Annotated in this window: 9 protein-coding genes; 8 read left to right on the top strand and 1 reads right to left on the bottom strand. The window is 69.0% G+C overall.

Annotation, left to right across the window (positions count from 1 at the left end):
* The first annotated feature begins 57 nt into the window (after positions 1 to 57).
* The gene (locus ACSHWB_RS32305; protein ID WP_439657058.1) at positions 58 to 1,020 is read left to right on the top strand and encodes an alpha/beta hydrolase; all 963 of its coding nucleotides are present in this window, start codon (positions 58 to 60) and stop codon (positions 1,018 to 1,020) included.
* Here ACSHWB_RS32305 and ACSHWB_RS32300 read toward each other — a convergent pair.
* On the bottom strand, positions 1,004 to 3,055 hold the full coding sequence (locus ACSHWB_RS32300; RefSeq protein WP_439657057.1) for a cellulase family glycosylhydrolase: 2,052 nt from the start codon (positions 3,053 to 3,055) through the stop codon (positions 1,004 to 1,006). The two genes, ACSHWB_RS32305 and ACSHWB_RS32300, sit on opposite strands and share 17 nt — an antisense overlap.
* A gap of 201 nt (positions 3,056 to 3,256) precedes the next feature.
* Here ACSHWB_RS32300 and ACSHWB_RS32295 point away from each other — a divergent pair, with 201 nt between their 5' ends.
* From ACSHWB_RS32295 to ACSHWB_RS32265, 7 genes are all read left to right on the top strand, one after another.
* Complete coding sequence (locus ACSHWB_RS32295) at positions 3,257 to 5,899, top strand: glycoside hydrolase family 9 protein (protein ID WP_439657056.1); 2,643 nt, start codon at positions 3,257 to 3,259, stop codon at positions 5,897 to 5,899.
* 137 nt (positions 5,900 to 6,036) lie between these two features.
* Entirely contained in the window at positions 6,037 to 7,059 is a 1,023-nt protein-coding gene (locus ACSHWB_RS32290; RefSeq protein WP_439657055.1) for a LacI family DNA-binding transcriptional regulator, read from the top strand.
* 476 nt (positions 7,060 to 7,535) lie between these two features.
* The gene (locus tag ACSHWB_RS32285; protein WP_439657054.1) at positions 7,536 to 8,816 is read left to right on the top strand and encodes an ABC transporter substrate-binding protein; all 1,281 of its coding nucleotides are present in this window, start codon (positions 7,536 to 7,538) and stop codon (positions 8,814 to 8,816) included.
* 20 nt (positions 8,817 to 8,836) lie between these two features.
* A complete protein-coding gene (locus ACSHWB_RS32280; RefSeq protein ID WP_439657053.1) occupies positions 8,837 to 9,775 on the top strand; it encodes a carbohydrate ABC transporter permease in 939 nt (312 codons plus the stop codon).
* Positions 9,772 to 10,587 (top strand): carbohydrate ABC transporter permease, encoded by an 816-nt coding sequence (locus ACSHWB_RS32275; RefSeq protein ID WP_439657052.1) that lies wholly within the window; start codon positions 9,772 to 9,774, stop codon positions 10,585 to 10,587. Before ACSHWB_RS32280 ends, ACSHWB_RS32275 begins: the two co-directional genes overlap by 4 nt.
* A gap of 2 nt (positions 10,588 to 10,589) precedes the next feature.
* Positions 10,590 to 11,966 (top strand): GH1 family beta-glucosidase, encoded by a 1,377-nt coding sequence (locus ACSHWB_RS32270; protein WP_439657051.1) that lies wholly within the window; start codon positions 10,590 to 10,592, stop codon positions 11,964 to 11,966.
* Entirely contained in the window at positions 11,963 to 12,982 is a 1,020-nt protein-coding gene (locus ACSHWB_RS32265) for a LacI family DNA-binding transcriptional regulator (protein ID WP_439657050.1), read from the top strand. The genes ACSHWB_RS32270 and ACSHWB_RS32265 overlap by 4 nt, the downstream gene beginning before the upstream one ends.
* Positions 12,983 to 13,058: the final 76 nt, after the last annotated feature.

Genomic DNA, 13,058 nt, shown 5'->3' with positions numbered 1-13,058 from the left:
CGATCTCCCGCCACCTGTCGGCTGCCCACACCGACGTCACACCCCGAGGATCAGTGCATGAGCTACAACGTCGATCCCGAACTGCTGCCATGGCTCGACATGCTGCCGTTGGTGGCCCTGCCCGACTACGAGGCGCTGCAGGCGGCGCGTGGCCAGCAGTCCCAACTCAGCGATCTCATGCCGGCCTACGAACCGGCGAACCCGATCGACGTCCGGGACGTCACGGTGCCCGGCCCGTCCGACGCCCCGGACGTGCCGGTGCGCGTCTACAGCCCGGCGAACCGCAAGGGCCTGGTGCCGGGACTGGTCTACGTCCACGGCGGCGGGTTCGTGCTCGGTGACCTCGACACGTTCCACGCCCACGTCCTGCGCCTGGCCGACGAACTGGGCATCGTCATCGTGTCGGTGGACTACCGGCTCGCGCCCGAGCACCCCTTCCCCGCTCCGGTCGAGGACTGCTACGCCGCGCTGAAGTGGACCGCCGAGAAGGCGAGCGAGCTGGGCATCGACCCCGCGCGGCTCGGCATCGGCGGCGAGAGCGCCGGTGGCGGCCTCACCGCAGGCACCGTGCTGATGGCACGCGACCGCGGCGGCCCCGAGCCGTGCTTCCAGTTCCTCGGCATCCCCGAGCTCGACGACCGGCTCGGCACCGAGTCCATGACCGACTACGTCGACACCCCGATCTGGAACCGCCCCAACGCCGTCTACAGCTGGACGGCCTACCTCGGCACCGAACCGGGCGGGGACGACGTCTCGCCGTACGCCGCCCCGGCCCGCGCGACCGACCTCAGCGGCCTGCCGCCGACGTTCGTGTCGACGTGCCAGTTCGACCCGTTGCGCGACGAGGGCGTCGAGTACGCGCGCCGTCTCGCACACGCGGGCGTGCCGGTCGAGCTGCACCTCTACCCCGGCACGTTCCACGGTTCGTCGATGGTGGCGAGCGCGGAGATCTCGACCCGGATGTTCGCCGACGAGATCGCCGCGCTGCGCCGCGGGCTGAAGGTCACGAGCTCCCCGTGACCGCGCTGCCCGACCTGGTGACGTAGTAGGTGACGGTGGCGCCACTCCAGTAGTGGAACGTCAGCGTCACCCGCGCGTTGTCGTTGACCTCGGCGAAGAACTCGGGCGTGAGCGTCGTGACACCGCTGGTGTAGTTCGGCGCGAACGCCCGGTCGAACTCCTTGAAGGAGGTCCAGTTGTGCGGCCCGGCGTTCGACCCGTCGGCGTACTTCGCCTCCATCGTGGCGAGCAGGTCGCCGCGGAAGGTGGTCGGGATCGAGAACGCACCGGTGGTGCCGGTCGCGTTGGACAGCAACGGGACGTCGTGGGTGATGAGGTTGATCCGCCACGGCACGCCCGCGGAGAAGTGGGCGGTGAGCACGGCGTTCGTGCCGTAGGCCCGTGATCCGCTCAACCGGGTCATCGCCGCCGCGGTCAGCGTGAGCTGGTCGCCCGAGACCGTGTAGTCGTTGCCGCGCACGAGTTCTGTCGTGCCCTGGCGCAGGCCGGTGAACGTGGTTCCGTTGGTGTTCAACGTGATCGTCTTGGCGGTGATGGCACTCGACCTGGCGCTGAAGACCTGGTCGGTCGACGCCGTGCCGGAGCGGGTCGTCCAGCTCGACTTGAACTGCGCGGCCAGTTCGGGATCGCTCCACTGGAAAGAGGTGCGGCCGAGGTGCTGGCCGTTGTCCCACAGCATCGTGGTGATCTTCTTGGTGCGCGCGTAGTAGCCGAGGTGCTCGAAGAACTTCAGCTTCTCGCCCTGCTCGATCGTGCCGGTGTGCCGGTCGAACCCGAGCAGTCCGTACTCGCCGAGGATCACCGGGACGCCGCGTGCGACGAAGGTGTTGTACACGCGGTCGAACGAGTCGGTCAGGTCCTTCTGCGCGGTCGCGTCGTACCGGGTGCCACCGGCGACGTTCACGCTGAACGGCCAGTAGCCGTAGTAGTGCACGGTCGCGATCAGGTTCGGGTCGTCGAACCCCCTGATCGACGTGGCCAGCTCGTCGAGCCGCGCCTGGTCGGACGAGGTGTGCAGGGTGGGCAGCACGAGGAGGCGGCTCGCGTTGTTGCCACCCGAGCGGCGCACGATGTCGCGGAACGACGCGTTCAGCTCGTGCAGCAGCTGGGCGCTCTGGGCGTCACCCGAACTGCCGGTGAACTGCGGCTCGTTGACGCTCTCGAAGACGAGCTTCCCCGGCGAGTCCTTGAACGCGGTCGCGAGCTGCGTCCAGATCGCGTTGTAGCGGGTGAGCACGCCGGTCCGGTCGGACGGCATCGCCGAGATCCACTGCCACGAGTCGTGGTGGATGTTGATCATCACCTGGAAGCCGTCGGCCAGCGCCCAGCCCACGACCTCCTTGACGCGGTTCAGGTATGCCGCCTCGATCACGTGGTCCGCGCCCTGGTGCTGGCCCCACGTGACGGGGACGCGGATGCTCTTGAAGCCCTGCGCCTTCACGTTGTCCAGTAGGGCCTCCGTGACGCGCGGGTTGCCCCAGGAGGTCTCGTCGCCGCCGGTGGAGTCCAGCGTGTTGCCGAGGTTCCAGCCCGGCTGCATCGCCGCCACCTGCGCCATCGCGTCGCCCGGCACGGGGTTTCCGGTGGTGGTGGTGGTGGTCGTCGTCGTGGTCGGGGGTGTGCCCGGTTCGCCGGTGCACGTGACGCCGTTGAGGGCGAACGACTGCGGTGCCGTGTTGGTGCCGGACCAGCTGGCGTTGAACCCGAAGGACACCTTGGCGTTCGGCTCGATCACGCCGTTGTAGCCGGCGTTGACCGCGGTGACGTCGGCGCCGGACGACGTGACGGTGGCGTTCCACGCCTGGGTCACCTGCTGGCCGGACGGCCACCTCCAGGTCAGGCGCCAGCCGTCGACGCGCTCACCGAGGTTCGTGACGGACACGTTCGCGGTGAACCCGCCACCCCATTGGCTCGGCACCGCGTAGTCGACCTTGCAGCCAGGAGCCGCCGCGGCGGGAGCCACGACCGCCAACCCGATGCTCGCGGCCACCGAGACGAAACCCGCCGTCAGTGCGGCAAAGCGCCTTCCGGACACGACACACACCTCCCGACCTGGGAGCGTTCCCAGATGGCCGCACTGTAACCAGCGGGGCCAACACCAGGAAGCGTTCCGTCGATTCGAAATCGAACGCGGAAATGCTCTGCCGCAGCGCTTTCGTGACCGTTACAGTCCCCGTTCTGGGAGCGCTCCCAGATCCCGGTTCCCCTGTCATCGGAGGCTGACGTGCACCGTCGCGTGTTCAGAGCTGTGACAGCCGCCGTCGTCGCGGTGCTCGCACTGGCGGTCGGCCCGCTGGTGTCGCACTCGGCGGCCGCGCCCGCGTTCAACTACGGGGAGGCGCTGCAGAAGTCGGTCTGGTTCTACGACGCGCAGCGTTCGGGGAAGCTGCCCGCGGGCAACCGCGTGAGCTGGCGCGGGGACTCGGCCCTGCGCGACGGCTCCGACGTCGGCCTCGACCTCTCCGGCGGCTTCTACGACGCCGGCGACCACGTGAAGTTCGGGCTGCCCTTCGCGTTCAGCGTGTCGATGCTCGCCTGGGGCGCGGTCGAGAACCGGGCCGCCTACGTGGGCTCCGGTCAGTTCTCACACCTCCTGGCGAACCTGCGGCACGGCACGGACTGGATCATCAAGGCGCACCCGTCGCCGAACGTCGTCTACGGGCAGGTCGGCGCCGGCAACCCCGACCACGCGTGGTGGGGTTCGGCGGAGGTCATGCCGATGGCGCGCCCGTCGTACAAAGTGGACAGTTCGTGTCCCGGCTCCGACCTCGCCGGCGAGTACGCGGCGGCGATGGCGTCGGCCTCGATGGTCTTCAAGGACACCGATCCCACCTACGCGGCCACCCTCCTCACGCACGCCAAGCAGCTCTACACGTTCGCGGACACCTATCGCGGCAAGTACAGCTCGTGCATCACGGACGCCGCGAACTTCTACAACTCGTGGAGCGGCTACCAGGACGAGCTCGTCTGGGGTGCGATCTGGCTGCACCGCGCCACCGGTGACGCGAGCTACCTGACCAAGGCGAAGACGGAGTACCAGAAGCTCGGCACCGAGCCGCAGAGCACCGAACGCTCCTACAAGTGGACCATCGCCTGGGACGACAAGTCCTACGGCGCCTATGTCCTGATGGCGAAGCTGACCGGCGAGCAGGCGTACATCACCGACGCCAACCGCTGGCTGGACTTCTGGACCACCGGGTACAACGGCAACCGGGTGCGCTACTCCCCCGGCGGCCAAGCGGTGCTCGACAGCTGGGGTTCGCTGCGCTACGCCGCCAACACCGCGTTCGCCGCGCTGACCTACTCGGACTGGCTGTCCACCCGCGACAGCTCGCGCGCCAGGACCTATCACGACTTCGGCGTGCGGCAGATCAACTACGCCCTCGGCGACAACCCGCGCAACGCGAGCTACGTCGTCGGGTTCGGCACCAACCCGCCGCGCAACCCGCACCACCGGGGCGCGCACGGTTCGTGGGCCGACAGCATCCAGGAACCCGTGGTCAGCCGGCACACGCTCTACGGCGCGCTGGTCGGCGGTCCCAGCACCAACAACGACGCCTACACCGACAGCCGCAGCGACTACGTGATGAACGAGGTCGCGCTCGACTACAACGCGGGCTTCACCGGCGCGCTCGCCCGCTTGTACGGGGAGTTCGGCGGCACCCCGCTCGCCTCCTTCCCGACGGCGGAGACCCCGGACGGCCCCGAGCTGACCGTGCAGGCGTCGGTGAACCAGAGCGCCGCCCAGTTCACCGAGATCAAGGCGTTCGTGCTCAACAAGAGCGCGTGGCCGGCGCGGACGTTCAACGGCACGCTGCGCTACTACTTCACGCTCGACGGCGCCACCACACCCGGCCAGATCACCGTCACCACGAACTACAACCAGTGCGGCACACCGAGTTCGCCGGTGCAGCACAGCGGCGCGGTGTACTACGTGGAGATCCCGTGCACCGGCGTCGCTCCGGCCGGGCAGTCCGCGTACCGCAAGGAGGTCCAGTTCCGCATCACCAGCGCGGGCACGTGGGACCCGGCCAACGACTGGTCCCACACCGGCCTCGGCAGCGGCAACACCGTCGCCCAGACCGACCGGATCACGCTGCGCCAGGACGGGAAGACCGTGTGGGGCACCGAGCCCGGCGGCGCCGTCGAGGACAGCGAACCGCCGTCGGTCCCGAGTGGACTGACCGCCTCCGACGCCGGTCCGACGAGCGTCACGCTGAGCTGGACGGCCTCGACGGACAACGTCGGGGTGGCCGGGTACGACGTGCTCAGCGGCACTACCGTCACAGGATCGGCGACCACGACCAGCCTGCGGGTCACCGGCCTCACACCGGACACGCCGTACTCGTTCTCGGTGCGCGCCCGCGACGCGGCGGGCAACGTCTCTTCCGCCAGCACCACGGTCACCACGCGCACACTCCCCGGCGTCGCCGCCACTCTCACGGTGCAGCACAAGGGATCCGGCGCGGCCACGTCCAACCAGATCGGTGCCACGCTCCAGCTGACGAACCGCGGCACGTCGCCGGTCAGCCTGACTTCTACGACGATCAGGTACTGGTTCACCGGCGAAGCACCTTCGACGACGTACCAGGCGTGGTGCGACTGGGCGCAGATCGGCTGCTCCACAGTCCAGGTGAGGGTGGTCAAACTCTCGGCTGCACGCACGGGCGCCGACGCGTACCTGGAGGTCTCGTTCAGCTCCGGCAGCCTCGCCGCGGGCGCGAGCACGGGCGAGATCCAGGTGCGGACAGCGAAGTCCGATTGGTCCTCTTTCAACCAGACCGACGACCACAGCTACCGAGTCAGCAACTCACTCTCCGACTTCGACAGGGTGACCGCCCACACCGGCGGCACCCTCACGTGGGGCACAGAGCCCTGACGAACCTCGGGGCGGGACGTTCTGCGCGGCACAGGCGTCCCGCCCCGTTCCCAATCGCGGTAGCGCTCTCACGAACCGGACACGCGGGCGTTTCGTCACATTCGATCTGACGGTCCCGGACTCCTACGATGAGCTTCATGACGGAGATCGACCGGCAACGACGGCCAGGCCCGCGGATCGAAGAGGTCGCCCGGCTGGCCGGAGTGTCCAAGTCGACGGTCTCCCGGGTCATCAACGGCGAGCAGTACGTGAGCGCCAAGGCACGCGACGCCGTCCACACGGCGATCACCCATCTCAAGTACAGCCCGAACCAGGCGGCCCGCTCCCTCGCCGGCAACAAGGCGAACGCCATCGCGCTGATCGTCTCCGAACAGGGCAGCCGCGTCCTCGGCGACCCGTTCTTCGCGGGCATCCTGCGCGGCGTGCACGCGGAGCTGACCGGCCGCCGCATCCAGCTGCTGCTCATGCTGAGCCGCCCGGAGGACCACGACGACCTCCTCGCCTACCTGGCGGGCGGCCACGTGGACGGCGCACTGCTCGTCAGCCTGCACGGCGACGACCCGCTCCCGCTCCGGCTCCAGGAGTTCGGCCTGCCCGTGGTGGCGGGCGGGCGCCCACTGGCCGCGGGCTCCGTCCCGTTCGTCGACTCGGACAACTTCACCGGCGGCCTCGACGCCGTGCGGCACCTGGTCTCCCTGGGCCGCACGCGGATCGCGACCGTGGCGGGCCCGCGCGACATGGCGGCGGGCCTGGACCGGCTCAGCGGCTGGCGCCGCGGCCTGGGCGAGGCGCGGCTGCCCGCGGACCTCGTGGCGGAGGCGGACTTCACGCCCGAGAGCGGCGCACTGGCCATGACCGAACTGCTGGACCGGGCCCCCGGGATCGACGCCGTCTTCGTCGCCGCCGACATCATCGCCCTGGGTGTGCTGCAGGTGCTGCACGCGCGCGGCCGGCGGGTGCCGGAGGACGTGGCGGTCGTCGGGTTCGACGACTCCCTGCTCGCGTCCACCGCGACCCCGCCGCTCACCACCGTCCGGCAGGACGTCGAGCAGCTCGGCCGGACGATGACGTGGCGGCTGCTGAGTGAGCTGGCCGGGGACGACGGGCTGCCGCCGTCGCTGTTGCTGCCCACGTCTCTGGTGCGGCGGGCCAGCGCCTGAACCGGCGCGCCGGGGGCCGCGGCGGTCCACCCGACGCCGGTTCTGCCTGACACCGGTTCTGCCTGACGCGATGTGTGCGCCGGACGCCATCCTCTCTGGCGCCGCCCCACCGAACAGCGCCTCACCCTTCCGCACCCCGGAGCTGTCCTCCAACTGACGCAGCCCGTCCGCCGCCGGCACCGTTCGCCTCACTGACACCTTTCCGACTGACGCTCCCCACCCCGCCACCAGCCACTCGACGCGGTCCGTGCAGGAAGAAGCACGCAGTGTTAACCCATCGGTCACACTTCCGGGAACGCTCCCAGGTTTCCCAACTGTGACCTGAGCCATGAACCGCGAGGTCACCCCGCCGCCGCGCATCGAAAGTGCCTGGCACGGCCCGAAGTGTGTCTTGACACACGTTCGAAGCCAGTACGACACTCCTCCCCGTCTGGGAGCGCTCCCAGAACCGCCGCCGAGACCAGAGGAGTTCTCCCGTGCGACACCGTTGGATCAGCGTGCTGATCTGTGCCGCCGTGTCCGCCGCCGCCACCACCGCGTGCGGGTCAGGCGGGGCCGGTCAGACCGCAGACGGAAAGACCGAGCTGACGATCGCCACGTTCAACGAGTTCGGCTACGAAGAGCTGTTCAAGGAGTACGAGGCAGCCCACCCGGACGTCAAGATCACGCAGCGCAAGACGGGCCAGGGGCAGCCGCACCACCAGAACCTGTTCACGAAGCTGGGCGCCGGTTCCGGGCTCGCGGACATCGAGGGCGTCGAGGAGGGCTACCTCAGCCAGTTCATGTCGAAGGCCGGGCAGTTCAACGATCTCAAGGAGATCGGCCCGAAGGTCGAGGACGACCGCTGGCTGAAGTGGAAGACCGAGGCGATCACCACCAAGGACGGCAAGCTCATGGGCTACGGGACCGACATCGGTCCGCTCGCCATGTGCTACCGCAAGGACCTGTTCGCGAAGGCGGGCCTGCCGTCCGACCCCGAGGGCGTCAAGGCGCTCTTCGCCACGTGGGACAGCTACTTCGCCGCCGGCGACCAGTTCATCGCCAAGGTTCCCGGCGTCGCGTGGTTCGACAGCGCCGCGCAGGTCTACAACGCCATGCACAACCAGCTGGAGACCGGCTACTACGACAAGTCCGACAAGCTGGTCGTCGACACCAACACGGCCATCAAGGCCAACTGGACGACGGTGACCGCGGCCGTCGCGAAGGGACAGTCGGCCCGGCTCGGCGCGTTCAGCAACGAGTGGAACACCGGCTTCAAGCTCGGCAAGTTCGCCACCAAGACGTGCCCGTCGTGGATGCTCGGCGTGGTCGAGTCCCAGGCCGGTCCCGAGAACAAGGGCCAGTGGGCGGTCACCGACGCGTTCCCGAACGGTGGCGGCAACTGGGGCGGCTCGTACCTGACCGTGCCGAAGCAGAGCAAGAACGCGAAGAAGGCCGCCGAGCTCGCCGCCTGGCTGACCGCGCCGGAGCAGCAGATCAAGGCGTTCAAGGCCAAGGGCACCTTCCCGAGCCAGCTGAAGGCGCTCGACGCTCCGGAGCTGCTGGAGCAGACCAACGCGTACTTCGGTGACGCCAAGGCCGGCGCGCTGTTCGCCACGCAGGCCAAGAAGATCAAGGCCGCGCAGTACAAGGGTCCGGCCGACGGTCAGATCCAGGAGACGGTGTTCAGCCCGGCGCTGCAGTCGGTCGAGCAGGGCAAGAACGCCGACGAGGCCTGGAAGACGGCAGTCGAGGGTGCTCAGAAGGCGGCCAAGTAGTGACCGCCACTCTTTCCAAGGTGGACCGCGGGCGAGAGCAGGAATCTCGCCCGCGGTCCCCGCGGCGGTACCGCATGTCCAATGTGGACACCAAGGTCTCGCCGTACCTGTTCGTCGCCCCCTTCTTCGTGCTCTTCGGCGCCATCGGTCTGTTCCCGTTGCTCTACACGGCCTACGTCTCCCTGTTCGACTGGGAGGTCGGCGCCGACGAGCCGTTGTTCATCGGCCTGGAGAACTACCGCACGCTGTTCGAGGACGACCAGTTCTGGAACGCGCTGTTCAACACCTTCAGCATCTTCCTGCTCTCCAGCGGCCCGCAGATCGTCCTCGCTGTGTTGATCGCGGGGCTGCTGAACGCGAACCTGCGGGCTCGCACCGGGTGGCGGATGGGCGTGCTGCTCCCCTACGTGGCGAGCCTCGTGGCGCTGACGATCATCTTCGGCAACCTGTTCGGCCCGCAGTACGGCCTGGTGAACAGCGTGCTCACCACGGTGGGCATCGGCCCGATCGACTGGCAGGCCAGCACCTTCGGCAGCCACGTCGCCATCGCGTCGATGGTCAACTGGCGGTGGACCGGCTACAACGCGCTGATCATCCTGGCCGCGATGCAGGCGATCCCCCGTGACGTCTACGAGGCCGCGCTGGTGGACGGTGCGAGCGCACTGCGCCGGTTCTTCAGCATCACGCTCCCGCTGCTCAAGCCGACGCTGATCTTCGTGATCGTCACCTCGACCATCGGCGGCCTGCAGATCTTCACGGAGCCGAAGCTGTTCGAGCCCTCCGGCGGCAGCGGCGGTGGCACGGAGCACCAGTACCAGACCGTCGTGCTCTACCTCTACCAGTCGGCGTTCCAGGGTCTCGACCTCGGCTACGCCTCCGCCATCGCCTGGGTGCTGTTCCTGGTCGTCATCACCGTGGCAGGCCTCAACTTCTTCCTCACCAGGAGGGCTGTCAAATGATGAAACGCCCCTCCTTCGCGATCTACGGCTTTCTCGCCGCGTTCGTGCTGGGCTCTGCCTTCCCGTTCTACTGGTCGTTCCTCGTCGCCAGCCGCGACAACTCGGTGCTGACCGGGGACTTCACGCTGATCCCCGGCGGGAACTTCTTCTCCAACGCGACACGGGTGTTCGACACCGTCCCGTTCTGGAAGGCGCTGGGCAACAGCTTCATCGTGTCCGGCACCGTCACGTTCTCGGTGGTGCTGCTGTCCACGCTGGCCGGGTTCGCCTTCGCGAAGCTGCGCTTCCGCGGGCGCGGCGTGCTGTTCCTGTTCGTCGTGGCAACGTTGGCAGTGCCCACCCAGCTCGGCATCATCCCGCTGTACATGGCGATGGCCGAGTTCGGCTGGGCGGGCGAGCTCGAGGCCGTGATCGTGCCGAACCTCGTCACCGCGTTCGGCGTGTTCTGGATGCGGCAGTACCTGCTCGACGCCATCCCCGACGAGCTCGTCGAGGCGGCGCGGATGGACGGCTGCAGCCTGTGGCGCGCGTTCTGGCACGTCGCGCTGCCCGCCGCGCGGCCGGCCGCCGCGATGCTGGGCGTGTTCACGTTCATGCAGTCCTGGAACGACTTCCTGTGGCCGTTGGTCGTGCTCAACGCCGACAACCCGACGCTGCAGGTCGCGCTGGAGAAGCTGCAAAGCGGTTACTACGTCGACTACTCGCTCGTACTCGCCGGGACCACGCTCGCGACCGTCCCGGTGCTCATCGTCTTCCTCGTGCTCGGGCGGCAGATCGTCGCCGGTGTGATGCAGGGCGCCGTCAAGGGGTGAAAATGGAGAACATTGTTTTCCCGCAGGGTTTTCTGTGGGGAGCCGCGACCGCCGCGTTCCAGGTGGAAGGTGCGACCGACGTGGACGGCCGCACCGACTCCATCTGGGACGAGTTCTGCCGGCAACCCGGCAAGGTGGTGGGCGGCGACTGCGGTGAACCTGCCGCCGACCACTACCGGCGCTTCGAGCAGGACGTCGCCATGATGGCGGACCTGGGCCTCAAGGCCTACCGGTTCTCGATCGCCTGGCCGCGCGTGCGTCCGGACGGCGGGAAGGTCAACCAGGCAGGACTCGACTTCTACCAGCGGCTGATCGACACGTTGCTGGCGCACGACATCGTGCCGTGGCCGACGCTGTACCACTGGGACCTGCCGCAGAAGCTGGAGGAGACCGGCGGCTGGGCCAACCGCGACACCGCCTTCCGGTTCGCCGACTACGCGGCCGCCACCGTCGAGGCGCTCGGCGACCGGGTCGAGACGTGGACGACGATGAACGAGCCGTGGTGCTCGGCGTTCCTCGGCTACGCGGGCGGGATCCACGCCCCCGGCCGCACCGAGCCCGCGGCCGCCGTCGCCGCCGTGCACCACCTGCTGCTCGCGCACGGGCTCGCGGCCGACACCATCCGCGCCGCCCAGCCGGACGCCAAGGTGGGCATCACGCTCAACATGTACCCGATCATCCCCGTGGACCCCGGCAACCCGGCGGACCTCGACGTCGCGCGCAGGCTCGACGGGCTGCAGCAGCGGATCTTCCTGGACCCGTTGCTGCGCGGGGAGTACCCGGCCGACATCCTCGCGGACCTCGAGCCGTTCGGGTTCGGTGAGCACATCAAGGACGGCGACCTCGGCGTGATCTCCGGGCCGATGGACATGCTCGGCGTGAACTACTACACCGAGCACTACGTCAGCTCCACGCCCAACGGGGAGTCCGGCCCGTCGCCGTGGGTCGGCGTGCAGCACGCCTCGTTCCCGCCCCGCGACGCCCCGACGACCGACATGGGCTGGGAGGTCAGGCCGGACGGGCTCACCGCCGTGCTGATGCGGGTGCACCAGGACTACCCGCGGCTTCCGTTGTACATCACGGAGAACGGCGCCGCGTTCCGCGACGACTTCTCCGGCACCGGCGCCATCGACGACGTGGACCGCACCGGTTTCATCGCGTCCCACCTGCGCGCCGCCCACGCGGCGATCGAGGCGGGCGTCGACCTGCGCGGCTACTTCTGCTGGTCGCTGCTGGACAACTTCGAGTGGGCGGAGGGGTACGCGAAGCGGTTCGGCATCGTCCACGTCGACTACGAGACCCAGATCCGCACGCCCAAGATGAGTGCGAGGTGGTACAGCAGGGTGGCGCGCGACAACGCGCTGGTCGCCGTCTCATGACGGAAGGCAGGAGTCGGCGCCCCGGCCCGCGCATCGAGGAGGTCGCGCGCGTGGCCGGGGTGTCGAAGTCGACCGTCTCCAGGGTCATCAACGGCGAGAAGTACGTGAGCGAACGGTCGCGCCAGGCGGTCCACCGCGCGATCGCGATGCTCGGGTACAGCCCCAACCACGCCGCGCGGACCCTGGCCGGCAGCAAGGCGAACGCGATCGCGCTGGTGATCTCGGAGCAGGGCAGCCGGGTGCTCGCCGACCCGTTCTTCGCCGGCGTGCTGCGCGGGGTGCACGCCGAGCTCGCGGGACGGCACGTCCAGCTCCTGCTGATGATGAACCAGCCGCTCGACGGTGAGGACCAGATCGCGTACCTCACCGGCGGGCACGTCGACGGTGCCCTCGTCGTGAGCCTGCACGGCGAGGACCCGTTGCCGAGGACGTTGCACGAGACGGGGCTGCCCATCGTGGTGGGCGGCCGTCCGCTCGCCGGCGGCGCCGTCCCGTTCGTCGACGCGGACAACTTCAACGGCGCGCTCGGCGCCGTGCGGTTCCTCATCTCCCTGGGCCGCGAGAAGATCGCCACGATCGCCGGGCCCGTCGACATGGCGGTCGGCATGGACCGCCTGAGCGGCTGGCGGTGCGGGCTCGCGGAACACGGCATGCCCGTGGAACTCGTGGTGCACAGCGACTTCACGCCCGACAGCGGTGCGCTCGCGATGGAGGAGCTGCTGCGCAGGGCGCCCGACCTCGACGCGGTCTTCGTGGCCGCGGACATCATGGCGCTGGGCGCGTTGCGGGTGCTCCAGGCGCGGGGCCACCGGATCCCCGACGACGTGGCGGTGGTGGGGTTCGACGACTCCGTGCTCGCGTCGACGGCCGTGCCGCCGCTCACCACCGTGCGGCAGGACGTGGAGGGGTTCGGCCGGGCGATGACCTGGCGGCTGCTCGCCGAGCTGGCCGGCGAGGAGAAACTGCCGCAGTCCATGCTGCTGCCGACGTCTCTGGTGCGCCGCGCGAGCGCGTGATCATTTGCATTCGTCCCGGAAGTATTTGCCCGACTCCCTGAACCACGGCCGTGACCAGGCCGTAGTACGACGTACG

It is taken from the genome of Lentzea sp. HUAS TT2 (genome assembly GCF_051853195.1).
Taxonomy (GTDB): Bacteria; Actinomycetota; Actinomycetes; order Mycobacteriales; family Pseudonocardiaceae; genus Lentzea.
Note: the sequence above shows the minus strand (reverse complement) of the source record. Positions and strands in the feature narration are given on the sequence as shown.

Coding starts and splice junctions, on each gene's coding strand:
- ACSHWB_RS32305 (WP_439657058.1), top strand. CDS start 58: ATGAGCTACAACGTCGATCCCGAACTGCTGCCATGGCTCGACATGCTG.
- ACSHWB_RS32290 (WP_439657055.1), top strand. CDS start 6,037: ATGACGGAGATCGACCGGCAACGACGGCCAGGCCCGCGGATCGAAGAG.
- ACSHWB_RS32275 (WP_439657052.1), top strand. CDS start 9,772: ATGATGAAACGCCCCTCCTTCGCGATCTACGGCTTTCTCGCCGCGTTC.
- ACSHWB_RS32270 (WP_439657051.1), top strand. CDS start 10,590: ATGGAGAACATTGTTTTCCCGCAGGGTTTTCTGTGGGGAGCCGCGACC.
- ACSHWB_RS32265 (WP_439657050.1), top strand. CDS start 11,963: ATGACGGAAGGCAGGAGTCGGCGCCCCGGCCCGCGCATCGAGGAGGTC.